The organism is Rhodococcus sp. SBT000017 (assembly GCF_003688915.1).
Classification (GTDB): domain Bacteria; phylum Actinomycetota; class Actinomycetes; order Mycobacteriales; family Mycobacteriaceae; genus Rhodococcoides.
This window is the reverse complement of record NZ_REFU01000001.1, coordinates 1,860,050-1,886,828: the sequence shown is the minus strand read 5'-3', so window position 1 is coordinate 1,886,828 and position 26,779 is coordinate 1,860,050. Positions and strand designations below refer to the sequence as shown.

Here is a 26,779-nt window from a genome sequence, read left to right as displayed (position 1 = left end):
CATGATTTTTCGGCTCTATAGTTTTCGCCCATGACCTCCGATCGCCCGGATCCCTCGTCGATTTCGGACCGCTCCGAATTCGCGGCGGGGCTGCGTGCGATCAGGATCCAGGCAGGTGCCACGGTCCGCGATGTCGTCCAGCGCTCCGGTGGCCTGCACGGCACGATCAGTGGTTGGTTCTCCGGTCACCATGTTCCGACCAAAGCCAGCGCCCAAATGTTCTCGGCCGTACTCATCGCCTGCGGAGTGGACGACGAGGACGAGCGTGCGCGGTGGTGGGATGCGGTGTCCAGAGTGCGGTCCGTTTCGGGCAGGCGCACCGTCGACCCGGTGAAGGGCGACCCTCCCTACAAGGGACTGGAAGCGTTCGAGTTCGCCGACGCCGAATGGTTCTTCGGACGCGAGGATGTGATCGAGCGCCTGAGCGCGCGCGTCCGCGAAGCCCTCGACTCCGGTGGAGGCATCGTTTTCGTCGTCGGTGCGTCGGGTTCGGGTAAGTCCTCGCTGCTGCGGGCCGGCCTGGCACCGAGGTTCGCCGGTTCGGACATCTGTGCGGGCATCGGCGATATTCGCGCCTTCCCGGCGCGAACAGCGTCGCTCGAGCCGGGTTCCGTCGTTGTTCTGGATCAGGCCGAAGAGTTGTGGACCCTGGCTACTGTGCAGGAACGCGAGAGCTTTCTCGGTGCAGCGACGGCACTGCCCAATTCCGGATCGGTCCTCGTTGTCGGCCTACGGGCCGACTTCTATCAGAACGCCGTATCGGAGGACGCTCTGCTGTCCGGGCTGTCCGACAACCCGATTGTCGTCGGCCGGCTCACCGAATCGCAGTTGCGGGAAGTCATCATCTCGCCTGCTGCGAAGGCGGGTGTGGCCGTCGACGATGCCCTCGTGCTGGTTCTGGTCGGTGAGTTGGGTCCGCGTGGATCGCAGTTCGCCCACGACTCCGGTGCCCTGCCCCTGCTCTCTCACGCACTGCTGAGCACGTGGCAGGTCTCCAGCGGGAGAACGCTGACCGTCGCGGACTATCTCGCAACTGGCGGCATCGGCGGAGCGGTGGGCCAGAGTGCCGAGGAAGTGTTCTCCGCCTTGACTTCCGAACAGCAGCGCGAAGCTCGCCGCATCTTCATGCGTCTGGTCAATCTCGACGACGATGTGGTCACTCGTCGCCGAGTCGATCGTGTCGAGTTGTTCAACGGAGACGAAGACGAAGACGTGGTCACCGACGTCGATGTCGTCATCGAACGCTTTGCCGCGCGCAGACTGCTGACCGTAGAAGAAGAGACGGTCCAAATGACACACGAGGCGTTGCTCACGGCATGGAAGCGGCTGCACGAGTGGCTCGACGACGATCGTCAGTGGCTGGTCGAACACCGTCGGCTCACTCAGGCGGCCGAACTGTGGGAGAACAACGACCGCGATGAAGGCTCGCTGTTGCCGGAGTCGAGGCTGACGTCGGTACAGGAAGCCGTCGGTCCGGTGCGGCGGCGAGATCTCAATTCCGTCGAGAAGCTCTACCTCGAAGCAAGCGCGCATCGAGTCGAGGAACAGAACCGAAACGACCGACGTCGGCGACGAACCCTCGAAACGCTCGTTACCGCACTCGCACTTCTGACCGTACTGGCAGTGACACTGGCGGTGACGGCATTCGTCGCCAGATCGGACGCGAACACGAGGCGCGACGACGCCGAGCACGCAGAGGCGGAGGCCGTCTCCCGTCAGATTGCCGGTGTTGCAAAGCAATTGCGAACGCAGGACCCAGGTCTGGCCGCGTACCTCGCGTTGGCATCGTACGAGGTGGACCGAACGTCGGAGGCGCGATCGGCGCTGCTCGATTCGTCGGCGATCCATGCGCCGGTGCGGCTGCTCGGCGTCGAGGGGGAGTCCGTGACCGCGGTCGATCCGCTCGGAAGCATCGTGGCGACAGGCGGTTCCGACGGGCGCGTCCGAATCTGGTCTCTCGCCGATGGCCACACCCGGCTCGGTGAGATCGTCTCGCGGGATTCACTCGTTCTGACGTTCGATCCGCGCGGTCGATTTCTCGCAGTGGGCGGCTATTTCGGCGTCGAGCTGTGGGACGTGTCGGATCCGGCGACACCGGTGATGTTGTCGGACATGGACGTCACCGGCGTGCAGAGCCTGTCCTTCTCGCCCGACGGCCGGTTCCTGCTGGTCGGCACCGAGGGCGAGGGCTTGCCCCTCCTCGACGTTGCAGAGCCGACCCTGCCGCGCACGATCGGTGAACTCTCCCAACCCGGTTCGCCCTCGGCAACGGAGTTCAGCCCGGATGGTCGGTTCCTGGTGACGGCCGGTGCAGGCCGCGCGATGCGATTGTGGGACGCGACGCGGCTCGCCGGCATCTCGGTAGCACAGGCCGTTCCACTCATCGACATTCCTTCCGACGGATCGACCTACACCTGGCGGCAGTTGGCATTTTCGCCCGACGGTACGACGTTGATCGCGGGTACCACCGGTCGTGAGGTTCTGCGGTGGGCCGTCGATGCCACCGGCGGGCTTACTTCATTGCCGCCGCTGACGGGGTTCACCAGCTACGTCAACGATGTGGCGTTCAGTCGGGACGGGGCATTGATCGCTGCGGTGAGTTCGGACAACTCCACGAAGGTGTGGAATGCGGCGTCGGGAACGCTGCAGCTGACGCTTCCCGGGCCGATCGCAGTCGGTTCACTCGCGTTCTCGCCGGATCGGTCGTCGATCGTGACTGCGAGCGGTGATGGAATCACCCGGATTTGGCCGATTCCCGGACCGGTCCTCCCCGATGCCGGTGACACCGTGTTTCAGAACGCCACCGACGCGTCGGGCACCCGACTGCTGGTCGGTGCCGGTCGCAATGCCGCGGGCACGGTCCTGTGGGACGTCGCGGACGTGGAGCATCCGGTGGCGTCGCCGCCGTTGGTGATGAGTGACGGTCTGGAGCAGACAGGTGCCGTGGCCTTGACCGCCGACGGCACCCGTGCTGCGGCGGGCACCTCTACCGGTGGATTTCAGCTATGGGACACAACCGATCTCGACCAACCGACAGCGCTCGGCGCCATCCGGACGGCAACGAGCAGTCTGACTGCGGTGGTGGCGTTCGATCGCTCCGGCCGTATGCTCCTCGTGTCGGGCCAGAACTCGAGCGACGTGTCGTTGTGGTCGCTGGCGGATCCTGCGGCCCCGCGTGCGTTGTCGACCCTGGTGGCGGGAAACTATCCCTCGGCAATGGCGGTGTCTTCCAACGGTTCGGTCCTTGCCGTCGCCAGTGTCGGTGGCGTGGTCGAGTTGTGGGATATCCGCGACCCCACCGATCCGCGTCGAACGACCACGCTCGGCGGTTTCGGAAGCGCCGTCCAGGCCTTGGCCATCTCGGCGGATGGGCGAACTCTCGCCGCGGGTAGCGCGGATCGCTCGATTCGACTGTGGGACATGGCAAATTCTGCCGCACCGCAGCATTTGGCTCGCCTGGTGGGGCCGTCCAATCCGATCTGGTCGCTCGCCTTCGATCGGTCCGGTATGCAATTGGCCGCAGGCGACGGCGGTTCGACGGCCTGGCTGTGGAATGTCGGTGATCGTGCCGCGCCCGAGCAGTACGCCGCCCTCACCGCGTACGGCCAGCGTGTCTACACAGTGGTGTTCGCCGCGGACGGGCGAGTGCTGTTCGGCGGTGGCACGGCCCGCGACGTCCGCATCTGGCGGACCGACCCCGACGAGGTTCGTACCCATCTGTGCGAATCCGGGGGGTCGGTGGTGACGGAAGCCGAATGGGCCCAGTACCTACCCGGCGTTCCTTACCGGCAGTTGTGCGAGAACTGATGGGTGGAAGCGCTTACCGGATCGGGTCAGCGGGAGGCCTGCTGAAACCTTCGAGCATCCCCGTGTAGAGCTTGGCCGGTGGCGTAGCGAATTCGCCCCGCTTTCCGGTCGCCAGTCCCAGCGAGACCAGGGACTGCACGAACAGGGTTCCCGCGGCCACACCGTCGACCACCGGTACTCCGATCTCGGCCGAAATGTGTTGGCACAGATCCGCCATGCCCGCGCAACCGAGTACGACGGCATCGCTGCCGTCCGTCTCGACGGCGACGCGACATGCCTCGGTGACGATCTTGCGGGCATCGGGGTCGGTCTCGAGATCGAGGACCGGCAGCTCGCACGCATGGATGCCGAGGCAGTGGCGTCCGAAGCCGTAGTGGTTCGCCAGATCCTGGGCACGACCGATGGTGCGGCCGAGTGTGGTGACGACGCTGAACCCTCGACCCAGGAAGCTCGCGGCGTGCATGGCCGCCTCGGCGATGCCGATGACCGGCCCGGTCGCCAGCTCGCGGGCTGCGTCGATGCCGGGATCTCCGAAGCAGGCGATGACGTAACCGTCGACCCCCGCGGCCTCGCCACGGGCAATCTCGGCGAGAATGCCTGGGACGCTGAGTGCTTCGTCGACGTGGCTCTCGATCGAAACGGGCCCCATCGCAGGGCTGACCGCGTCGACGACGGTGCCCGGGCCGACCACGGCCCGGGCACAGTCACCGATCGTTGCGGTCATCGAACTGGTGGTGTTCGGATTGATGACCTTGATGAGCACGAAGAAATCCTATGCCTTCGCTGGAACGTCGAAGTTGGTGACGGCCAGCTTGGTTCGCGTCGCGAGGAAGTAGTACGAGACGAATCCGATGCCGCAGCCGATGAACCAGCTGTACTTGGATGCGGTGGACATACCGGCGATCTCCAGCCCGTCGACGGCTCCGTTGAACAGCACGGTGAACATCGCCACCGCTGCGCCCGCGACGGTCGCATACACCGCCGCCGGGTTGTAGCCCTTCGAGTACCAGTACAGGCCGGTCTTGGACATCGAGAAGAGTTCGTCGACCGCCACATGCTGCTTGCGGATCAGGTAGTAGTCGGCGATCAAGATTCCGAACAGAGGCCCGATGAACGCGCCCAGTGTCTCGAGCGTCAGGTGGATGACGTCAGGGTTGTTGTACAGGTTCCACGGGGTGATCAGTACCGAACCGACTGCGGCGATCATGCCACCGGCACGCCAGCTGATGCGTTGCGGGCTGACGTTCGAGAAGTCGAATGCCGGAGCGATGAAGTTGGCGACGATGTTGATGCCGACCGTCGCGATGGCGAAGGTGAGGGCACCGAGGACGATGGCGAAGGTGCTGTCGATGCGGGCGACCGTCTCGACGGGGTCGGTGATCAGCTCGCCGAACACCGGAAGAGTCAGTGATGCCGTGACGACGACGAGGATGGAGAACACCAGGAAGTTGATCGGCAGACCGAGGAAGTTGCCCTTCTTGACGGCAGCGTACGACTTTCCGTAGCGAGAGAAGTCACCGAAGTTGAGCATAGGACCGGAGAAGTACGAGACGACGAGCGCAATGGCTCCCAGCATGACGGGTACCGCGCTGAAGCCGGTGTACTCGACCTCGCCGAGGGTGAGATCGATTGCGCCCCATCCGGCTTTCCAGATCAGGTAGCCACACAGCATGAACATGACGACGTAGACGGCCGGGCCGCAGAAGTCGATGAACTTGCGGATCGATTCCATCCCGCGCCAGAACACCGCAGCCTGGACGACCCAGAGGAACAGGAAGCTCGCCCAGCCCAGCAGCGACAATCCGGCGAAACCGTAGTCGGCGGTGACGGCGTACTGACCGAGCGACGGGAACAATTTGATCAGCACGATGTCGAGGGCAGCCGAAGCCAAGAACGTCTGAATGCCGTACCAGGCCACCGCGATCAAACCGCGGATGATGGCCGGAATATTGGCACCGAGGACGCCGAAGACACTGCGGCAGATGACCGGATACGGAACACCCGACACCTGGCTCGGCTTGGCGACGAGGTTGCAGAAGAAGTAGACGATCGTGATGCCGACGAGCAACGCGATCAGCACCTGCCAACTGGCCAACCCGAGCGCGAACAGGCTGCCCGCGGTCACGTAACCGCCGCCGAGTGCACGTCGGACATCCAGAAGGCGAACAGGTTGTACGAGGTCCACGTCTGCTTCTTCAGCGGAGCGAGGTCCTCGTTGGTCAGTCGAGGGTCGTAACTGTCCTTGATCAGTCCACCACCGACGGGGTGGCCCGCGGCTTCCACGAGATCTCCCGCTCGAGCGGGACCGTGCGCTGTATCTGTCATCGATGCTCCTGACGGCATGGCGTATGAGACGAACGAAGGAGGTGAACGAGTGAATGAGGAAAAGTTAGCGGTGAAGTGTTGCGCACTCGTGACGAGAGCGATATATCTTTCGGGTCATTGCTGCAGGCTCCACTCCCGTATCTTTCGGGTCGTTCCTGCAGGCTCCACTCCCGTATCTTTCGGGTCGTTCCCCCGGCTATTCCGGCGACGGATCGGCAAACAATCCGCGGTCGTTCGACAGTGTCGAAATGACCGAATTGAGACGCGTGTGGTGATGCTGTGCTGCGCTGAGCAGTCCGGCGGAATCACCGTCCAGGAATGCCGTGAGCATGTCGGCATGGTCGCTGTGCAGCGACGCTCTGTCGGACCCGGCGACATGCACCATGGGTTGCACGGGTTCGGTTATGTTCCAGGCAGATTCGAGCATGTGCAGCAACCGGTGCATCCGAGACGGTCGCGTCAGGGACAGGTGGAATTCACGTGAGAGTCGGTGATACTCCCGCGAGTCGTCCCGAGCCAGTGACGCTTCGAGTTGCCGATTGATCTCGATGATGTGCTCGCGGTCGGCATCGGTGGCGAGTTCGACGGCGATCGGAAGCGCTGCCGTCTCCAGAACCTCTCGGACGATGTACATTTCGCGTAGTTCGGCCGCTGTCAATTGGGCGACCGTGTAGCCCAGATTCGGCCGATGATCGACCAATCCCTCGCCGATCAGCGTCTTGAGCGACTCGCGCACCGGTATTCGGCTCACCCCGAACAGTTCCGCCACTTCGTTGAGTGGAATAGGGGTATTCGGTGGAGCGTCGCCGGCGAGAATTACCCGACGCAATTCGCGCAGAATCGAAGGCTGTGGGCCGCCGGGTGCCGATATCGACAATTGCGAGAGCAATATGGACCGACGACGGGGTGGCACGAATCGAAGATTAACGCCCATGTGTTTCGGCGGCGTGACGGCTTCGTTCCATCCGATAGCATCTGCATCCATGGCCACGGACCCCCTCGGTGTGCAGTACTGGCCGGACGTCGACGGGTCGAGGACCCTCGTCGTGCCGGTCGGTTCGATAGAGCAGCACGGACCGCACCTTCCCCTCGACACCGACACCCGTATCGCCGACGCCGTGGCGCGAACCATTCCGGACGCAGTCGTGGCCCCCGCGATCGCGTACGGTGCCAGTGGCGAGCACGAGGGCTTTCCCGGCACCGTCTCGATCGGTGCCGCTGCGCTCGAAACGCTCCTGGTGGAGTACGGACGCTCCGCCTGCCGGTGGGCCGAGCGGGTGGTGTTCGTCAACGGGCACGGCGGCAACGGGCCCACGGTGCGGTCCGCAGTGCTGCTGCTTCGGTACGAGGGACGCGATGTCGTGTGGTTCCCGTGCGCGATACCCGGAGCAGATGCTCACGCCGGACGGACCGAAACGTCGTTGCTACTGCACCTTTCGCCCGAGGTGGTGGACATGACCAAGGCGCAGGTGGGAAATGTGACCGACATCGCCGCCCTGCTGCCGGCACTTCGGAACGGTGGATTGGCACCGATCACTGCCAACGGCGTGCTCGGCGATCCCACCGGGGCCGATTCGGAGGAGGGCAGGGCTCTGTTCGAGGCCTTGCGCGCCCGCGCCGACGATGCGGTACGCAGATGGAGTCCCTCCGAGCACGGTGTGATCGCATGACCGAACACTCTGAAACGCCTGCTGGGGGACCTGACGACGAGTCCCGTGAAACGGGGCGCAGGTATGTTCCGTCCTATTTCCCGGGTGGCCGACACTCCGGCGGCTTGTCAGCTTACGATCTCCTGATGGGTGAAGGTCGGTTGCCTGATGGCTTCGGGGTGCGAGTCGATCCACGCGTACGCACATTCTCCGAAGGGCGCGTCCTGATCGGTGGTTCACCGACCCGCATGCTCAAGCTCGCGCCGACCGCTGCGGCGATGATCGGCGACGGATTCATCGAAGTGACCGACTCCCAGTCCGCTCTCGTTGCTCGCAAATTGCTCGACTCGGGAGTCGGGAACCCGCGCCCGATGTCGATCCCGTCGCCGTGCGATGTCACCGTCGTCGTACCGCTCAAGAACAACGAGGCGGGGTTGGAGCGCTTGATCGCGGCACTCCACGGTCTGCACGTCATCATCGTCGACGACGGGTCGGACGTCCCGGTCGCAGTACCGCGGATCTCGTGGAGTGTGGGCAGCGTGACGGTGCTGCGGCACGAGCGCTCGCGCGGACCTGCTGCGGCGCGGAACACTGGCTTGCGATGTGCCACAACAGATTTCGTAGCATTCCTGGATTCGGACGTCGTCCCACGCAAGGGGTGGCTGGAGGTGATGCTCGGTCACTTCTCGGATCCGGCGGTCGCCCTGGTGGCCCCCCGCATCGTCGCGCTCGAGCCCGAAGGCAGCGCGCTGGCCAGGTACGAACACGCCCGCTCGTCGCTCGACCTGGGCCGCAAGGAAGCGGCAGTACGGGCAGGCAGCTCGGTGTCGTACGTCCCCAGCGCTGCGATGTTGATGCGCCGGTCGGTGGCGATGGACTGCGACGGATTCGACGAGTCGATGCACGTGGCCGAGGACGTGGACCTGTGCTGGCGATTGCAGGAAGCGGGGTGGCGGCTGCGCTACGAACCCGTCGCCCACGTCGCGCACGAGCATCGCGTCACCTTTGTCGAGTGGTTCTCCCGCAAGCTGTTCTACGGGACCGGTGCCACACCGTTGTCGGCACGTCATCCGGGAATGGTGCCGCCGATCGCGATGTCTCCGTGGACGTTGGTCGCGTGTCTGCTCGCCGCGAGTCTGACGCGGATCGGACTTGTCGGAGCCGCCGCCACACTCGGCGTGACGATCGTTCGTCTGCGCAAGATGTTCGTCGGTCTGGATCAGCCCACGCGGATCGCGGCCATTCTCGCCGCGGAGGGTTTCGTGGCGGGGTTGTGGCAATTGGCGTCGGCCCTGTGTCGACATTATTGGCCGATCACCCTGCTCGCCGTGCTGCTGTCGAGTCGAATTCGTCGAATTGCGTTGGGATTGGCTGTGGCAGAGGCATTCTCGGATTGGTACAAGCATCGTGAGCTCGGCGGCCTCGATCCTGTGCGTTATGCCTTCTACAAGCGAGCCGACGACGTCGCGTACGGAGCGGGGCTGTGGCGCGGCGCACTGTCCGCTCGCAGCGTCGAGGCCCTCAAGCCCCGCCTCGACGGCTGACGTGGTGCGAGCCCGGTCGGCTCCGTCGACGGTGTGAACCCGGTCGAGTTCGCCGACGTCATCGTCGTCGGAGGTGGCTCTTGCGGATGTGTTCTCGCGTCGCGGCTCAGCGAGAATCCCGATCGGTCGGTGCTGTTGCTCGAAGCCGGACCGGCGTTCTCCGGCGTCGCCGATGTTCCGGCGGTCTTGCTCGACGCGTCGACGCTTCCCATCGGCCCCGGCAGCGAATGGGTGGGAACCTATGCGGCCGAACTCGCAGCGGGTGTCTCTCGGACGATCGCGCGAGGCCGGGTGCTGGGAGGCTCCGGCGCAGTGAACGGCGGCTACTTCGTCCGGGCGACGCCGGGTGACTTCGACGCCTGGCCGCAGTCGTTGTGGTCGTTCGATCAGGTGCTGCCGTTCTACATCGGCTCCGAAACCGATCTCGATGCCGGAGCGATCGATCGGTGGCACGGTTCCCGCGGGCCGATGCCGGTCTCGCGCACCCCCGAGCAGGACCGACATCCTCTGACGGCATCGTTCGTGCAGGCCGCGCAGAGCGCGGGTTTTCGATTCCACGAGGACCTGAACGCTCCCGACGCGGCCGTGGGGGGAGTGGGTGCCGTCCCGTCGAATATTCGCGGTGGGGTCCGCGTAAGTGCCGCTCTGGCATATCTTTTGCCGGTCATCGGCCGAAAAAATGTACGGGTACAAGGCAATACGACGGTGGCGTCGTTGATGTTCAAGGGAAACAGGGTGATCGGGGTCGAGATCATCGTCGACGGGGTACGCACTGTCGTCGAGTCCGACACCGTTGTCGTCTCGGCCGGCGCGGTACACACCCCTGCGTTGCTGCTTCGATCCGGCATCGGGCCCTCCGAAGGCTCTGCTGCGCTGGGTATTTCGGTGGTTGTCGACAGTCCGGGAGTCGGCCACGGTTTCAGTGACCATCCCGAGGTTGCTGTTCCCGTCGTCACGACGAAGGAATTCTCGACGGCATCTCCGGCGCTGGAAGCCGTGCTGCATGCGGGCGACGTGGAGATCAGGCCGTACACGAGGAGATTCGATCGACTGATCTCCGGTCTGCCGCGTGGGCCGCACGTGTTCGGTGTCGGCCTCATGCGCTCGACGGCACGTGGGAGCATCGCGCTGCGCAGCACGGATCCGTTCGAGGCCCCGGACGTGAGATACCGCTATCTCGAATCGGAGAGCGACCGGCGGGCGATGCGAGGTGGCGTCGAGCTGGCGCGAGAACTGCTCGCATCGTCGTCCATGGCCAGCAGTGTCGAAGTCCCCGCTATCGACGACCCCCTCGCGGCACTCGGTACGTCGCTGCACCTGTCCGGAAGCGCCCGGATGGGACCGGAGTCGGATCCGGGGTCGGTGCTCGACGAACACTGCCGGGTACGCGGAGTGGACGGTGTCTTCGTCGTCGACACCTCGGCGTTTCCGGTGGTGCCCAGCCGGGGCCCGCATGCGACGGCGATCATGTTCGCCGAGCGTGCCGCTGTGATGGTTGCGGACCACGGTAGGGGTGTCGAGGCGTAGCGTTCGTGGTCTGGGGACCGTTCAGGTTCCCCGATAGATGGGTTACTGCCATGTCGGACAAATCGCCCCGCAACACGATGACCAAGAAATCCGGCAAATCTCTCAAGGACAAGCGCGCGGACAAGCGGGCCAAGTCGAGTGGTGACACCAGCAACGACATCATCACCTCGGCCGTCAAGAAGAAGTAGGCACTCGGGGTCGGCGCGACCGGCCACGGCCGCACGCGTCGGCCACGGCTGTATCCTTGCTTGTGAGCTGGGTTACAACGATGTGGACAGGTCACGGAGGAAGCGTCGAATGGCAAGCCGATCGGACAGTGGTGGCAACCCCTGGGTCGCAGTGCGACCCGGCGAGGACATCGCTGTGCTCGCGCGCCAGATGTCCAGTGCCCATCAATCTTTCGTCGACGATATTCGTACGCACGGCTCGACGGTCAGGTCCGTCGTGCTCGATTCCTGGATGCGCAGTCGGACGAAGGGCGTCGATCCCGACGGCGGCAACGACACTCCTGCCTTGACCGGGCCGGATCTCGAGCGCTACCGCAACGGGCATCCGATGGCCATCATCCGTCCGGTCATCCGCAAGCTGCTGGTCGAGGACGCGTCGGACACCGGCTTGCTCGTCGCCATCTCCGATGCCGAGGGACGGCTGCTGTGGGTCGAGGGTGATTCTGCGGCCAAGGACCGAGCGTCGACTATGGACTTCGCCGAGGGGGTCGATTGGAGCGAGGAGAGCAAGGGCACCAACGCTCCCGGTACCGCTCTGGCGGTCGACCACAGTGTGCAGATCTTCGCGTCCGAGCACTTTTCCCGGTCGGTGCACGAGTGGAGTTGCTCGGCGGCACCGGTTCATCACCCCACCAGTGGCCATATTCTGGGAGCCATCGATATCACCGGTGGCCCGCGCGTTGCGGTGCCCGAGGTGCTCTCGCTGGTGCGTGCCACCGTCGCCGCCGCTGAATCCGAGCTACGCCTGCATCTGATGAATTCTCCGAAATCTCTGGGCGACACAGCTCCTCGGCTCGAGGTTCTCGGATCGGGACGGCCGGGAGTGGTGCGCGGCTCCGGCCGGATACCGCTCTCTCAGCGACACGCGGAGATCCTGCTTCTGCTCGGTGAGCATCCCGAAGGACTGAGCTCCGATCACCTCGCCGTGCTGCTCGACGAGCAGGAGCTGGACTCGGTGACGATCCGCGCCGAGATGTCGAGACTGCGTAAGACATTCGGGACCGCAGGCCTGGCGTCGCGGCCCTACCGTCTGGTCGGCGAGCTGACCTCGGACGTCGGCGACATTCGGCGCGCCCTCGACCGCGGTGACGTCGACGCTGCTCTCCGCATCTACTCCGGCCCGGTGCTTCCCGGGTCGTCCGCGCCCGGCATCGAGGAGATCCGCGAGGAACTGCGATCCCGGATGCAGGCCGCACTGCTCCGACTCGGAGATCCGGTGCTGCTGGCGCAGTGGACATCGTCCATTCACGGTCGCTCGGACGTGATCGCGTGGGAGGCGTACCGGGCCACCCTGAGCAGTGATTCCGCGCTCTACGGGCAAGTCAGCGCACGCATCGATCTGCTCGACCGCGAACTCGGAATCTGACCGCAGGCCCCACCGGTCCTCGTGCATAACGCGAAGCAACGTAGTTGCAACGTTGCAAACCCTAGTGTCCTGAATCACACACCGCATCAACTGTGAAGCACGTGTCGATCAGGAGGATTTTCAATGTCCGTCTACGCCCGTCCAGGTACCGCCGATTCCGTCATGTCGTTCCAGTCGCGCTACGACAACTGGATCGGCGGCGAGTGGGTACCGCCGGTCAAGGGTCAGTACTTCGAGAACCCGACGCCCGTCACCGGTGAGAACTTCTGCGAGGTCGCCCGCTCCACGTCCGAGGATATCGAGCTCGCGCTCGACGCCGCGCACGCCGCCGCTCCCGCGTGGGGCAAGACCTCCGCCGCCGAGCGCGCGGTGATCCTCAACAAGATCGCCGACCGCATCGCCGACAACCTCGAGTCCATCGCACTGGCGGAGTCCTGGGACAACGGCAAGCCGATCCGCGAAACACTCAACGCCGATATCCCCCTGGCTATCGATCACTTCCGGTACTTCGCCGGCTGCATCCGCGCGCAGGAGGGCTCGCTCTCCGAAATCGACAGCGACACAGTGGCTTACCACTTCCACGAGCCGCTCGGAGTCGTCGGGCAGATCATCCCGTGGAACTTCCCGATCCTCATGGCCGTCTGGAAGCTCGCACCCGCTCTCGCGGCCGGTAACGCCGTGGTGCTCAAGCCCGCCGAGCAGACTCCCGCGTCGATCCTGCACCTGATCTCGATCATCGGCGACCTGCTGCCCGCAGGCGTGCTCAACATCGTCAACGGATTCGGCGTCGAGGCAGGCAAGCCGCTGGCGTCGAGCCCGCGTATCTCCAAGATCGCGTTCACCGGCGAGACCACCACCGGCCGCCTCATCATGCAGTACGCCTCGCAGAACCTGATTCCGGTGACGCTGGAACTCGGCGGCAAGAGCCCCAACGTCTTCTTCTCCGACGTGCTGCAGGCCAACGACGACTACCAGGACAAGGCCCTCGAAGGCTTCACGATGTTCGCCCTCAACCAGGGCGAAGTGTGCACCTGCCCGTCGCGCTCGCTGATCCAGGCGGACATCTTCGACGAGTTCCTCGCCCTCGCTGCCATCCGCACCAAGGCTGTGCGACAGGGAGATCCGCTCGACACCGACACCATGATCGGCGCGCAGGCATCGAACGATCAGCTCGAGAAGATCCTCTCGTACATCGAGATCGGCAAGGGCGAAGGCGCACAGGTCGTCACCGGCGGCGAGCGCGCGCAGCTCGGCGGCGACCTCAACGGCGGCTACTACATGCAGCCCACCATCTTCACCGGCAAGAACAACATGCGCATCTTCCAGGAGGAGATCTTCGGGCCGGTCGTCTCGGTCACGTCGTTCACCGACTACGACAACGCCATCGAGATCGCCAACGACACCCTGTACGGGCTCGGCGCAGGCGTCTGGTCTCGCGACGGCGGTATCGCCTACCGTGCCGGTCGCGATATTCAGGCCGGTCGCGTGTGGACCAACACGTACCACCAGTACCCCGCGCACGCCGCGTTCGGTGGCTACAAGCAGTCCGGTATCGGCCGCGAGAACCACAAGATGATGCTCGATCACTACCAGCAGACCAAGAACCTGCTCGTCAGCTACGCCCAGAAGGCCCAGGGCTTCTTCTGATGAACGACGCTGCGCAGCCCGCGCGGCTGAAGACCACCGTCGAGGCGATGGACCTGCTCCGTCGCCTCGGCGGTATCCACGGGGAACTGATGATGCATCAGTCCGGGGGATGCTGTGACGGGTCGTCGCCGATGTGTTATCCCGCAGGCGAATTCATCGTCGGCGACCGGGACGTTCTCCTGGGGTACATCGACCTTCGGCTCGGGGTCGGCGAGGTCCCACAGGACCTGCCGAACGGGAGCGACGGTGTGCCGGTGTGGATCTCGGGATCTCAGTTCCAGGCGTGGAAGCACACTCAACTCGTGCTCGACGTGGTTCCCGGCCGCGGCGGTGGATTCTCTCTCGAATCACCCGAGGGAGTGCGCTTCCTCAGTCGTGGACGCGCGTACTCCGCCGAGGAGAACGAGATCCTCGCGGAGCATCCACCACTGGTCGGTGTCGACTGGGAAGCAGGTCGACGACCGGAGGTTCCCGCAGACCCCTTGGTAGTGGCCGAGGCCGTCGACGCGTGTCCCGTCCCGGGGATGCTCCAGGGCTGAATGCGGCGCACGCCACATGATGCAATCGGTGTGACAAATCCTTCTTACTGTTACGCCACGTAGACACCAAGGGCCCTCTCGTTGATTCTTGTACCGCCTCCACGAGGCGATCAGCGAGGGGGACACCATGGACATCAGCCGCAGACGTGCACTGCAGGCCGCAGCACTACTGGGTGTGAGCGGAGCGTCGGCATTCCTTTCCGGTGCACGCCCCGCCGCCGCAGCACCCATCCTCGACCCCGTCTACCGAGCCTTCGTGCCAGAGCTGTGGAACGAGCCGCTACGCGCACCCGAGCACTCCGAATCGATCATCGTCGGCTCTGGGTTCGGTGCCGCGATCGCCGCGCGTCGACTGACCGAATCCGGGTCCTCGGTCACCGTCCTCGAACGCGGATCGCAGTGGCCGCTCGATGCGCGACGGCAGATATTCGCCAACGATTTCGCGCCGGACGGTCGTGCCTTCTGGCGGCGCGGTGGCCTGACTCCGTTGACCGGTCTGCCGATGGTGCCGACCGATCGGTTCGGTGGGATATTCGACGTCACCGAGCACGGGTCCATCGACGTGTGGCGCGCGGCGGCCGTCGGTGGCGGCTCGCTGGTGTTCACCGGGGTCATGATCGCCCCCGAGCGTCGATTCTTCGATTCGCTCTTCGGCTCCACCGTCTCGTACGACGAGATGGATTCGATCTATTTCCCGCGAGTGCGTTCGGCGTTACGACTCTCGTCGATGCCCGACGACGTCTATGCCTCCATGCCTTTCACCCACTCCCGCATCTGGGACGCGCAGGCGCGCCGAGCGGGATACTCGCCCAGGCGCATCGACGGCATCTGGAACTGGGATGTGGTGCGCGCGGAATTGTCCGGCGCTGCACGACCTTCCGCGACGATCGGCGAGTCGAATCTCGGAAACTCCAACGGTGCGAAGTTCGACCTGACCCAGAACTACCTGGCCGACGCGCAACGCACCTCTCGCGCGAGGATCCATGCGCGGCACGAAGTCACCGCGGTCTCACGGGCCGCCGACGGCCGGTACGTACTCGAGGTCGACATCCTCGACCCCGGTGCATCCGTCGTCGAATCCCGAACGTTGACGTGCGACCGCCTGTTCCTCGGGGCGGGATCGATGGGCACATCCGAGCTGCTGGTCGCGGCCCGGGACACCGGCGCGCTGCCCGATCTCAACGAACACGTCGGGCAGGGATGGGGTACCAACGGCGACGCCGCTCTCGTACGCGGTATGACCCCGGAGGGCAACGGCATCGTGCAGGCGTCGCCGTCGGCGTCGCGCATCTTCGACGAGTCGGGAAGCCCGCTCACCCTCGAGAACTGGTACGTCCCCGGCTCTCCCATCGACATGTCCCTGATCGGCTCGCTCGGAATGGTGCTGGATTCGACCCGCGGTGAGTTCGTCTACGATCGCGCGGCAGGAAAGACCCAGCTGCGCTGGCCCGAGCAGGGCAACCGGTATGTCGAAGAGGCACTGCGCGCGGTGCACGATCGCATCGCCCACACCTCCGGAGTCGGAACCGGCTTTCCGCTCCTGCGGGTCCCCGACGTCAATGCCTCGTTCACCGCGCATCCTCTCGGTGGCGCGGTGCTGGGCAAGGCGACGGACGGCTACGGACGAGTGGTGGGATACGACGGCCTCTACGTCGTCGACGGCGCTCTGATCCCCGGAAGCACCGGTGCGGTCAATCCGTCACTGACCATCGCCGCTCTCGCAGAACGGAACATCGAGGAGATCATCGCCTCGGGACGGTGAGGTCTCGTTCTGCGGGCGCTCCGCTCGAACCTCGCCGTCCCGTTGATCGATCGAAACCGCCGATTCCTCACCGGCGAACCGGGATCGAGAGCATTATGGAACGCGGTGGTGCAGCGGATCGAAGAACTTCCCGACGAAGCGTCGGTTCGGTTCGTTCGCATCGAGTTCGTCGGTCCCGAACAGCTCTACGTGGTGGCGAGTGTCGATCTCGTCGGTGATTTCGCTTCGATCACGCATCGCGCACACGCTCCGGCGGCTGGAGCGTGAGTTGAAAGCCAACAGAGCTGTGGTGGACGCAGTACTGACAGTCGCCGAACCGGACGAGGGAGACATCGGCGACGTCGACGCCGCCGGGTACGAGCCGTAATTCGCCCGTCATTCATCGATGACGCGCCGCTTACATCACGGGCCTATCTTGAACCGATTCGCGCGCCACACGTGTTGTGAATCGTCCCCTCGGGCGTGACCCCGCTCCGAGCGAAATGGTTACGAGAGGCTTGCAATGTCCGTAGTAGACCCCCAGTCGTCTCATCCGAAATCCGGCTCTCACGAGAGCACTCAGTCGCACGTCGAGGGCGGTGACTACCTGGCCAAGCGAACCCTGAAGAAGGGGACGGCGGGCTGGGTCCTGCTGGCGGGCCTCGGAGTCAGCTACGTCATCTCCGGCGACTACTCCGGCTGGAATCTCGGCCTCGCCGAGGGTGGCTTCGGTGGTCTGCTCATCGCGGCGATCGTCATCGCGGGCATGTACCTGGCCATGGTCCTCGGTATGGCCGAGATGTCGTCGGCGCTGCCCGCTGCAGGCGGTGGCTACACCTTCGCCCGCCGCGCTCTCGGACCCTGGGGCGGATTCGCCACCGGCACAGCGATTCTCATCGAGTACGCCATCGCTCCTGCGGCGATCGCCACGTTCATCGGTGCCTACGTCGAATCCCTCGGGCTGTTCGGTATCACCGACGGCTGGTGGGTCTACCTGGTGGTCTATGCGGTGTTCATCGGAATCCATCTCTCCGGCGCAGGCGAAGCCCTCAAGATCATGTTCGTCATCACCGCGATCGCCTTGGTCGGACTCGTCGTGTTCGCCATCGCCGCCATCGGACAGTTCGACGCGAGCAACCTGACCGACATCGCGCCGACCGACGCAGCCGGAGCTTCGGGATTCCTGCCGTTCGGTTACCTCGGCATCTGGGCTGCCGTCCCGTTCGCCATCTGGTTCTTTCTCGCGATCGAAGGCGTTCCGCTGGCCGCAGAAGAGGCCAAGGATCCGACCAAGAACGTCCCGCGCGGCATCATCGCCGCCATGGGCGTGCTGCTGGTCACCGGTGCCGTCGTGCTGTTCCTGGTGACCGGCGCAGGCGGTGCCGACGCCGTCAAGGAATCGGGAAACCCGTTGGTGGAAGCTCTCGGTGACGGAACCGCGAGCAAGATCGTCAACTATATCGGCCTGGCCGGACTGGTCGCGTCCTTCTTCTCGATCATGTACGCGTACTCGCGCCAGCTCTTCGCACTCTCCCGTGCCGGATACCTGCCGAAGACACTGTCCATCACCAACTCTCGCAAGGCTCCGACGCTCGCATTGATCGTCCCAGGCGTCATCGGCTTCCTGCTCTCACTGACCGGTCAGGGCGGAATGTTGCTCAACATGGCCGTGTTCGGCGCGGCACTGAGCTACGTTCTGATGATGGTCAGCCACATCGTGCTCCGTCGCAACGAGCCGAACATGGAACGCCCCTATCGAACCCCCGGCGGCGTCGTGACCACCGGATTCGCATTGATCATCGCGGCGCTCGCCGTCGTCGCCACGTTCGTCGTCGATTCCACAGCGGCACTGTGGTGCCTGGCCGTGTTCGTCGCGTTCATGGCCTACTTCGGCATCTACAGCAGGCATCATCTGGTTGCGAACTCGCCGGACGAGGAGTTCGCTGCACTGGCCCGCGCCGAGGCCGAGCTGGAATGACGATCTACACCCAGCAGGTCTCGGGGACCACCTACACGTTCGACGGGCTGGTGGACTTGATGGCCAAGGCGACACCGCTTCGATCGGGTGACGAATTGGCCGGCTGCGCAGCCGAATCGGATGCCGAGCGCGCCGCAGCGCAATGGGCGCTGTCGGAGGTCTCGCTCGATGTCTTCCTGCACGATCTGCTCGTTCCGTACGAGAGCGACGAGGTCACCCGGCTCATCATCGATTCACACGACCGCATCGCATTCGGGGCCGTCTCGCACCTGACCGTCGGCGGCCTGCGGGACTGGCTGCTCCAGGTCACCGCGAGGCCGGACGCGGCGGCGGCGTTGCGGTCGGTGGCCGCCGGACTGACTCCGGAGATGGTGGCAGCGGTCAGCAAGATCATGCGAAACCAGGATCTGATCGCGGTGTCACGGGCCGCGCAGGTGACGTCGGCGTTCCGTACGACGGTGGGACTTCCCGGAACACTCACCACTCGGCTCCAGCCCAATCATCCGACGGACGATCCCCGCGGAATCGCCGCGGCCACCCTCGACGGGCTGCTGCTCGGATCGGGCGATGCGGTGATCGGGATCAACCCGGCGACCGACTCACCTCAGGCGACTGCCGAACTGCTGCATCTGCTGGACGAGATTCGGCAGCGCTTCGAGATTCCCACTCAATCGTGCGTTCTCTCGCACGTGACGACGACGATGGAACTGATCGACAAGGGCGTTCCGGTCGATCTGGTGTTCCAGTCGATCGCGGGCACCGAAGGGGCCAATTCGAGCTTCGGAGTGAACATTCCGCTGCTTCGCGAGGCCAACGAGGCCGGCCGATCGCTGCACCGCGGGACCGTCGGGAACAACGTCATGTATCTCGAAACCGGTCAGGGTTCGGCGTTGTCGGCGGGCGCGCACATCGGTACCGGCGACCGGCCCGTCGATCAGCAGACCCTCGAAACGCGTGCGTACGCGGTGGCCCGCGATCTCGAGCCGCTGCTGATCAACACCGTCGTCGGATTCATCGGGCCCGAGTACCTGTACGACGGCAAGCAGATCATCAGGGCCGGCCTGGAAGATCACTTCTGCGGCAAGCTGCTGGGACTGCCGATGGGAGTGGACGTCTGCTACACCAACCATGCCGAGGCCGACCAGGACGACATGGACACCCTGCTGACACTCCTCGGCACCGCCGGGGTCGCGTTCGTCATCGCGGTGCCCGGTGCCGACGACGTCATGCTCGGATACCAGTCGTTGAGCTTCCACGACGTGCTCTACGTTCGGCAGGTTCTCGGGCTGCGACCCGCACCGGAATTCGAGTCGTGGCTCTCCCGACTGGGAATGGTCGACGCCGATGGTCGAGTACTGGACGTGGACGCGGCGGGAAGCCCGTTGCGCGCGTTGATGAGTGCGCGATGACCGGTGAATCGGAAGTGGCAGGAGTGGAGCCCGCGGAACGACCGGAAACAGAGTTCTGGGGCGAATTGCGGGCGATGACCCAGGCGCGGATAGGCCTGGGGCGCATCGGTGATTCGTTGCCGACGACCCGGGTGCTGGAGTTTCGCTCGGCGCATGCTGCGGCGCGGGATGCGGTGCACATGCCGCTCGAGGTCGAGGAGTTCGTGGGCCGGGTCGAGCAGGTCGGTCTCGGTGCACCGTCGGTGGTGACCTCGTTGGCGACGAGTCGTGCGGAGTATCTGCGACGGCCCGATCTGGGTCGGCAGCCGAAAGATCTGTCGGCGGTTCCGCATTCCGAGGACGAGATCGGCATCGTGTTGGGCGACGGGTTGTCTCCGCGTGCGCTTGCCGATCACGGTGTGGCGATGCTGGAGGCGCTGAAAGCAGAGCTGTCCGATCGTTATTCGATAGCGGTCCCGGTAATCGCGACCGAGGCGCGGGTGGCGCTGGGTGATCACATCGCCGCGGCGATGGGTGTGCGGACGGTGCTGGTGCTGATCGGGGAGCGTCCGGGGTTGTCCGTCGCCGACAGTCTCGGTATCTATCTGACGCATCTGCCGAAACCCGGGTGCACCGACGCCGATCGCAACTGCATCTCCAACATCCACCCGCCGGAGGGGCAGGGGTATGCGCAGTCGGCCCGCATCGTGGCCGGTCTGTTGGCCGGTGCGCGCAAGCTCGGGCGGTCGGGGGTGGCGCTGAAGGACACCTCGCGCGCCGATGCGCTCGAGTCGGCCGAGGTCCTGACCCTGGAGTGAGGCCCCCATTCGGGGGTGGCTGTGCGTGATCGAGGTCACTACCGTGGGGTTCATGGACAGTTACTCTTCCGGGGCGTCGGACACAGCGGTGCTGGACGACACCATCGGCGCGAATCTGGATCGAACTGCGGTGCGGTACCCGGATCGTGATGCGTTGATCGATGTCGCGTCCGGGCGGCGGTGGACCTACTCGGAGTTCGTCGCCGACGTCGATCTGTTGGCTGCCGGATTGCTCGTGGCCGGAGTCGAGGTGGGGGACCGCGTCGGAATGTGGGCTCCGAACTGCCCGGAATGGGTTCTGGCGCAGTACGCGACGGCCAAGATCGGTGCCGTGTTGGTCAACATCAATCCCGCGTATCGCTCGCACGAGTTGCAGTTCGTGCTGAAGCAGGCCGGGGTGTCGGTGTTGTTGTCGGCCACGGAGTTCAAGGGGTCGAACTATGCGGCGATGATCGACGACGTGCGCCCCGAGGTGAAATCCCTGCGTGAGGTGCTGTTCATCGGGAGCATCCAGTGGGAGGCGGTGACCGATCGCGGGCATCGAGCGTTGGCGAAGACTCCGCGCATGATCACCGATGTGTCCGAGCGGCTCGGTGCCGACGATGCCATCAACATCCAGTACACCTCGGGGACAACGGGATTCCCCAAGGGTGCGACGCTCAGTCATCGCAACATCCTCAACAACGGCTTCTTCGTCGGCGAGCTCTGCCATTACACCGCAGAGGACCGCGTGTGCATTCCGGTGCCCTTCTATCACTGCTTCGGCATGGTGATGGGCAATCTCGCGTGCACGTCGCACGGCGCAGCGATGGTGATTCCCGGTCCCTCGTTCGATCCGGTGGCGACGTTGACGGCCGTCGCCGCGGAGAAGTGCACGTCGCTCTACGGAGTCCCAACGATGTTCATCGCCGAACTGGCACTGGAGAGCTTCGAGGACTTCGACCTCGGCAGTCTGCGTACCGGCATCATGGCCGGATCACCGTGTCCCACCGAAGTGATGAAGCAGGTGATCGACCGGATGGCGATGTCGGAAGTATCGATCTGCTACGGCATGACCGAGACGTCGCCGGTGTCGCTGCAGACTCGCAGTGACGATTCGATCGAGCAGCGGGTGTCGACTGTCGGACGCGTCGGCCCGCACCTCGAGGTCAAGATCGTCGACTCGATCGAGGGCAGCACATTGCCTCGCGGTGAGGCCGGCGAGCTGTGTACCCGCGGCTATTCGGTGATGCTCGGCTATTGGGAGCAGCCGGAGAAGACCGCCGAGGCCATCGACTCCGAGGGATGGATGCATACCGGCGACATCGGGGTGATGGACTCCGATGGCTACGTGGCGATCACCGGGCGGATCAAGGACATGGTGATTCGCGGCGGCGAGAACATCTATCCCCGCGAAGTCGAGGAGTTCCTGTACACCCATCCCGATGTCGTCGACGCGCAGGTGATCGGAGTGCCCGACCCGAAGTACGGCGAGGAGCTGATGGTGTGGATCAGGATGAAAGACGATGCCGCGCCGCTCGATTCGACGGCGGTACGGGCATTCTGCGACGGACGGCTGGCGCACTACAAGATCCCGCGTTACGTACATGTCGTCGACGAGTTCCCGATGACGGTCACCGGCAAGGTGCGCAAGGTGGAGATGCGCGAGCGATCGGTCGGCCTGATCGAGCAGCTGCCGTTCGGCTGACATACTCGCTTCCATGATCAGTGCGCTGTGGACGCCGACGGATTCCGATCTCGCCGAGGCTCGGGTGACCGCGTTCGCCCGGTTCGTCGAGCAACGTCACGATGTGCTTCTCCCGGACTACGCGGCTCTGTGGCGCTGGTCGACGAACGAGATGGAACTGTTCTGGCGAGCGGTGTGGGACTTCTTCGAGGTCCACTCCTCCAGCACGCCGACGACGGTGCTCGCAGAGCGCAGTATGCCGGGAGCGCACTGGTTTCCGGGTACGGAAGTGAACTACGTGGACCAGGTGATCAGGCACGCTCGACCGAGCCGCGCCGCGATCGTGCACGCCCGTGAAGACGGTTCGACGCGGACCGTGACGTGGGAGGAGATGATCGACCGGGCCGGGGCGCTGGCGGGCACGCTGGCCGACGCGGGAGTGCGCCGCGGCGACCGCGTCGTCGGGTACCTGCCCAACGTTCCCGAGGCGGTGATCGCATTCCTGGCGACCGCGAGCCTGGGTGCGGTGTGGTCCGCGTGCGGGCAGGACTACTCGGCCTCGGCGGCACTCGACCGTCTGGGCCAGCTCGAACCCACGGCACTGATCACTGCCGACGGGTACCTGTACGGAGGGAAGTTCCGAGACAAGGCCGCCGATGTCGACGCGCTCACGTCGGGGCTGCCCACGCTGCGAGTGGTCGTGACAGTCGGCGAGGCGTCGGGAAATGCGGTGAGCTGGTCTGCCGCAACAGCGCAGACTCGTGAATTGAACCCGGTCGCAGTGCCTTTCGATCACCCGCTGTGGGTCGTGTTCTCCTCGGGTACCACGGGTCTACCGAAGGGGATCGTGCACGGTCACGGCGGTGTGGTGCTCGAGCATCTCAAATCCGTTGTCCTGCAGTCCGATCTGGGGCCCGAGGACGTGTTCTTCTGGTACACCAGCCCCAGCTGGATGATGTGGAATTTCCAGGTCGCCGGCCTGCTGGCCGGGTCCACGATCGTGTGCGCCGACGGCAATCCGGCATTTCCGACGCCGGATGCACTGTGGGACATCGCCGGTCGTCTGGGTGTGACCTACCTCGGCACCAGCCCCGGGTACGTGCTCGCCTGCATCAAGGCCGATGCTCATCCGGGCTCGGATCACGATCTCTCGGCGCTGCGGGCCGTCGGTATCACCGGATCCGCGATGCCCGCGACGTCGTCGATCTGGTTGTCGGAGAACATCGGGGCTCACGTGCCGGTCTTCTCCATCTCCGGCGGCACCGACGTGGTGTCGGCATTCGCCGGGGGAGTGCGGACCGTGCCGGTCTGGGCCGGAGAGCTGTCGGTGCCGTTCCTCGGCGTGGCGCTCGACGCCTACGACGAGGACGGCGGACCCGTCCGCGGCACCGTCGGTGAACTGGTCGTCACCGAGCCGATGCCGTCCATGCCGCTGTACTTCTGGAACGACGCCGACGGATCTCGTTACCGAGACGCCTACTTCGACACCTATCCGGGAATCTGGCGGCACGGCGACTGGATCACCGTGACCGATCGCGGCAGTGTGCTCGTGCACGGGAGATCCGATTCGACACTCAACCGCAACGGAATTCGCATGGGGAGCGCAGACATCTACCAGGCCGTCGAATCGCTGGACGAGGTCACCGAGGCGCTCGTCCTCGGCATCGAGCTACCCGGCGGCGGATACTGGATGCCCCTGTTCGTGGTGGTCCCTGGCGGTGCGACCGACGAGTTGCGTGAGCGCATCGGATCCGTCATCAGAACACAGGCGTCGCCGCGACACGTTCCCGACGACGTCATCGCCACGCCCGCGATTCCCCACACACGAACCGGGAAGAAGCTCGAGGTACCGCTCAAACGACTCTTTCAAGGTGCTACTGCTGCAGGCACTCTCGACGCGAGTGCCGTCGACGATCCGGCTGCGTTGGCGTGGTTCGTAGAGCGGGCAGCCGAGTTTCAGCGAGTCCAGCGCGCGAGATAGGCCTTCTCCTCCGGCGCAATTCGGCGCAGGGTCTCGGCACCGACGTCGACCATCGCCATCCGGGTCGTCGCCACCACGGCGGGCGGCGAATCGGGTGCCGCGCCCGCGGCGCGGACCTCGTACCCGATTGTGAAATCGACAGCGCGAACCTTCTCGAACCAGAGCGTGACGTCGAGCGGACCGTCCGAATGTCGAAGCGGCTTCTTGTACGCGATGGTCACGTTGGCGATCAACGCACTCTTGATCAGGGCTTCGTTGGCCTCGCCCTCGCTGAGCAGCCATTCGATGCGCGCTTCTTCGAGCAGGGTGACCATCCGGGCATGGTTGATGTGCGCGAAGGCGTCCATATCGGACCAGCGCACGGTCACACTCGCGTGATATCCGACGGGCTCGGTCGGCTCTGTCTGCATTGCAACAGGCTCTGTCTGCATGGCTAGAGGATGTCATGCGCGCCCGGGAAGTCGACGCTCTAGAGTCCCAGGAGTGATTATCGCCAATGTCGCACTGGATCGTTCCGGCGTATTCTTCGACATCGAACTCGCAGGCTCGGTCATCGCGTCGATCACCCCTGCAGGCACCCGGCGCGCACCGGGCGACGAGGTGCTCGACGGTGGGGGCGGGGTTGCGCTGCCCGGGTTCGTGGACTCTCACGTGCACCTGACGCAGTGGGCGGCGGCGCGGCGGCGAATCGATGTCGGGCCCGCTGTGTCGGCTGCCGACGCGGTCGCCCTGGTGTACCCCTACGCGCGCACGGCAGGAGAATCCGTCGTGCGCGCCAACGGCTTCCGTGACGCACTCTGGCCGGAGGAGCCGCACAAGGATCTACTCGAGAATGCGCTGCCCGGTGCCCGCGTGGCGATGACGAGTATGGATCTGCACACGCTGTGGCTGAGCCCGGCGTTGCTCGACGATCTGGGTATCGACCACCCCACCGGTGTGTTGCGCGACGTCGACGGCCTCGAAGCGGTCATGGCGCTCGAAGAGCAGGAGGACCCGGCCGAACTCGATCGGGCCGTGCTCGACGCGACCGCCGCACTGGCGGTCCGTGGCGTCACCGGCGTCGTGGATTTCGAGTTCGCGGACAACAGGACGGTCTGGGATCGGCGCCTGTCGGCCGGTTCTCCCGCGGTACGCGTCGATACGACGGTATGGCCGCAGTGGCTCGACGAGGCACTCGAGCGCGGCGAGCGGACCGGCGACGTCTCGGCTCTGTCGGAACTGATCCGGCGCGGACCGCTCAAGGTGATGCTCGACGGTTCGCTCAACACCCGAACGGCGTGCTGCCACGACCGGTACCCGGGGATCGAGGGGGACGACGCGTACGGGCTGCTGCTCGAGACCCGGGAGAGCCTGTTCGAGCTCGTCTCGCGGGCGTCGCGCAGTGGCGTCGTTCCGGCGATCCATGCGATCGGTGACCGCGCCAACAGCATCGCTCTCGATGCGTTCGAGCAGGCCGGCTGCGGTGGTCGGATCGAGCATGCGCAGCAGATCCTGCCGGAGGACATCGCGCGTTTCGCCGAGTTGGGTGTCGCGGCATCGGTGCAGCCCCAGCACGCGATGTCCGATCGCGACATCGCCGAGGACCTCTGGGCCGGACGGCGCTCGGTGGCCTACGGGTACGGCTCGCTGCACCGAAGCGGTGCGACCCTGCTGTTCGGGTCCGATGCCCCGGTCAGTCCACCGGAGCCGTTGGCGGGCGTCGCCGCAGCGGTGTTCCGCACCGACGACGAGCGACCCCCGTGGCACCTCGAGGAAGCAGTACCCCTCGATGTTGCTCTTCGCGCAGCGTGCGGTGGCCGTGGAACGCTCCGAGTCGGGGATGTGGCGGATATCGTCGTTCTCACCGAGCATCCTGTGCACCGCTCGGTGCGCGATCTTGCCGAGACGGACATCAGAGCCACGATCTGCGCCGGCGCGTTGACCCACGCAGCTGCCGTGTAGGCGCACCAGGACGAAGGCCGCGGATCCGTTGTTGTCGGTGCGGCCGCGTAGCGTCACTGCGATGACGTCGATCACCGATCCGCGCGTACGCGAGTTTCTGTCCGCGGGTACCCGCACCGGCAAGCTCGGGTACCTCGCCTCCGATGGAAGGCCACTGGTGGCACCCGTCTGGTTCGTCGTCGAGGGCGACGCGATCGTGTTCAACACCGGGGCCGACACGGCGAAGGGAAAGTCGATCCGCCGCGATCCCCGCGTCGTGTTGACCGTCGATCTCGAAGAGCCGCCGTACGGATTCGTCCAGGTGCAGGGCATTGCATCGGTCGATGAGGACCCTGAGGAGTTGGTTCGCACCGCAACCGAGATCGGGGCCAGGTACATGGGCCGCGATCGCGCCGAGGAGTTCGGCGCTCGCAACGGTGTTCCGGGCGAATTGATCGTTCGGGTGACGCCGAACAGGGTGATCGCCGCTTTCGACATGACGGCATGACGACCGACCGTCTCCGCGCCGTCGGCACTGTAGATTGACCGGGTGCCGAATCGAGTCGGAGTGCGTCCGCTGCGGTCGAATCGGTTCCGACATGTAACGGTCCGGTACATAAATGCGGATATGTACTGAAAGGTAACTTCGAGTTGTT

20 protein-coding genes and 1 pseudogene are annotated in these 26,779 nt (G+C 65.0%); 17 read left to right on the top strand and 4 right to left on the bottom strand.

Translation table 11 applies throughout. The features are described 5' to 3' along the window. The first annotated feature begins 30 nt into the window (after positions 1 to 30). A complete protein-coding gene (locus AYK61_RS08420) occupies positions 31 to 3,807 on the top strand; it encodes an AAA family ATPase (protein ID WP_121870465.1) in 3,777 nt (1,258 codons plus the stop codon). A gap of 13 nt (positions 3,808 to 3,820) precedes the next feature. Here AYK61_RS08420 and AYK61_RS08415 read toward each other — a convergent pair whose 3' ends face one another. From AYK61_RS08415 to AYK61_RS08405, 3 genes and pseudogenes are all read right to left on the bottom strand, one after another. Continuing rightward, a complete protein-coding gene (locus AYK61_RS08415) occupies positions 3,821 to 4,570 on the bottom strand; it encodes an aspartate/glutamate racemase family protein (RefSeq protein ID WP_121870464.1) in 750 nt (249 codons plus the stop codon). 9 nt (positions 4,571 to 4,579) lie between these two features. Then, positions 4,580 to 6,132, bottom strand: a pseudogene (locus tag AYK61_RS08410) (NCS1 family nucleobase:cation symporter-1). 196 nt (positions 6,133 to 6,328) lie between these two features. Beyond that, positions 6,329 to 7,045, bottom strand: a complete 717-nt coding sequence (locus tag AYK61_RS08405; RefSeq protein WP_121872570.1) for a GntR family transcriptional regulator — start codon at positions 7,043 to 7,045, stop codon at positions 6,329 to 6,331. Positions 7,046 to 7,115: 70 nt separating this feature from the next. Between AYK61_RS08405 and mftE the strand changes: the two genes are divergently transcribed. From mftE to AYK61_RS08340, 14 genes are all read left to right on the top strand, one after another. After that, entirely contained in the window at positions 7,116 to 7,802 is a 687-nt protein-coding gene (mftE, locus tag AYK61_RS08400; RefSeq protein ID WP_121870463.1) for a mycofactocin biosynthesis peptidyl-dipeptidase MftE, read from the top strand. Between the two features lie 125 nt (positions 7,803 to 7,927). After that, on the top strand, positions 7,928 to 9,325 hold the full coding sequence (gene mftF / locus AYK61_RS08395) for a mycofactocin biosynthesis glycosyltransferase MftF (protein WP_121870462.1): 1,398 nt from the start codon (positions 7,928 to 7,930) through the stop codon (positions 9,323 to 9,325). Positions 9,326 to 9,358: 33 nt separating this feature from the next. Then, positions 9,359 to 10,852: a mycofactocin system GMC family oxidoreductase MftG gene (mftG, locus tag AYK61_RS08390; protein ID WP_121870461.1), complete on the top strand. Its 1,494-nt coding sequence runs from the start codon at positions 9,359 to 9,361 to the stop codon at positions 10,850 to 10,852. 50 nt (positions 10,853 to 10,902) lie between these two features. Then, on the top strand, positions 10,903 to 11,040 hold the full coding sequence (locus tag AYK61_RS27240; protein ID WP_167326762.1) for a hypothetical protein: 138 nt from the start codon (positions 10,903 to 10,905) through the stop codon (positions 11,038 to 11,040). 109 nt (positions 11,041 to 11,149) lie between these two features. After that, a complete protein-coding gene (locus AYK61_RS08385) occupies positions 11,150 to 12,445 on the top strand; it encodes a transcriptional regulator (RefSeq protein WP_121870460.1) in 1,296 nt (431 codons plus the stop codon). A gap of 123 nt (positions 12,446 to 12,568) precedes the next feature. Further along, positions 12,569 to 14,092, top strand: coding sequence for an aldehyde dehydrogenase family protein (locus AYK61_RS08380; protein WP_121870459.1), 1,524 nt, complete (start codon positions 12,569 to 12,571; stop codon positions 14,090 to 14,092). Beyond that, entirely contained in the window at positions 14,092 to 14,631 is a 540-nt protein-coding gene (locus AYK61_RS08375; protein WP_183130212.1) for a DUF779 domain-containing protein, read from the top strand. Before AYK61_RS08380 ends, AYK61_RS08375 begins: the two co-directional genes overlap by 1 nt. Before the next feature lie 127 nt (positions 14,632 to 14,758). Further along, a complete protein-coding gene (locus tag AYK61_RS08370) occupies positions 14,759 to 16,393 on the top strand; it encodes a GMC oxidoreductase (RefSeq protein WP_121870458.1) in 1,635 nt (544 codons plus the stop codon). 105 nt (positions 16,394 to 16,498) lie between these two features. Then, complete coding sequence (locus AYK61_RS27750) at positions 16,499 to 16,660, top strand: hypothetical protein (protein ID WP_259467966.1); 162 nt, start codon at positions 16,499 to 16,501, stop codon at positions 16,658 to 16,660. A gap of 235 nt (positions 16,661 to 16,895) precedes the next feature. Continuing rightward, complete coding sequence (gene eat, locus AYK61_RS08360) at positions 16,896 to 18,350, top strand: ethanolamine permease (protein WP_121870457.1); 1,455 nt, start codon at positions 16,896 to 16,898, stop codon at positions 18,348 to 18,350. Beyond that, positions 18,347 to 19,759 (top strand): ethanolamine ammonia-lyase subunit EutB, encoded by a 1,413-nt coding sequence (locus tag AYK61_RS08355; protein WP_121870456.1) that lies wholly within the window; start codon positions 18,347 to 18,349, stop codon positions 19,757 to 19,759. The genes eat and AYK61_RS08355 overlap by 4 nt, the downstream gene beginning before the upstream one ends. Beyond that, entirely contained in the window at positions 19,756 to 20,556 is an 801-nt protein-coding gene (gene eutC, locus AYK61_RS08350) for an ethanolamine ammonia-lyase subunit EutC (RefSeq protein WP_121870455.1), read from the top strand. Before AYK61_RS08355 ends, eutC begins: the two co-directional genes overlap by 4 nt. A 52-nt stretch (positions 20,557 to 20,608) precedes the next feature. Further along, positions 20,609 to 22,243, top strand: a complete 1,635-nt coding sequence (locus AYK61_RS08345; RefSeq protein ID WP_183130211.1) for an AMP-binding protein — start codon at positions 20,609 to 20,611, stop codon at positions 22,241 to 22,243. A gap of 13 nt (positions 22,244 to 22,256) precedes the next feature. Beyond that, positions 22,257 to 24,203, top strand: a complete 1,947-nt coding sequence (locus tag AYK61_RS08340) for an acetoacetate--CoA ligase (protein ID WP_121870453.1) — start codon at positions 22,257 to 22,259, stop codon at positions 24,201 to 24,203. Here the strand turns inward: AYK61_RS08340 and AYK61_RS08335 are convergent. Continuing rightward, on the bottom strand, positions 24,179 to 24,613 hold the full coding sequence (locus tag AYK61_RS08335; RefSeq protein ID WP_121872568.1) for a thioesterase family protein: 435 nt from the start codon (positions 24,611 to 24,613) through the stop codon (positions 24,179 to 24,181). The genes AYK61_RS08340 and AYK61_RS08335 overlap by 25 nt on opposite strands. 73 nt (positions 24,614 to 24,686) lie before the next feature. Here AYK61_RS08335 and AYK61_RS08330 point away from each other — a divergent pair, with 73 nt between their 5' ends. Together AYK61_RS08330 and AYK61_RS08325 are read left to right on the top strand one after the other, a co-directional pair. Beyond that, complete coding sequence (locus tag AYK61_RS08330; RefSeq protein WP_121870452.1) at positions 24,687 to 26,144, top strand: amidohydrolase; 1,458 nt, start codon at positions 24,687 to 24,689, stop codon at positions 26,142 to 26,144. Positions 26,145 to 26,205: 61 nt separating this feature from the next. Further along, positions 26,206 to 26,631, top strand: a complete 426-nt coding sequence (locus AYK61_RS08325; protein ID WP_121870451.1) for a PPOX class F420-dependent oxidoreductase — start codon at positions 26,206 to 26,208, stop codon at positions 26,629 to 26,631. The last annotated feature ends 148 nt before the right edge of the window (positions 26,632 to 26,779 follow it).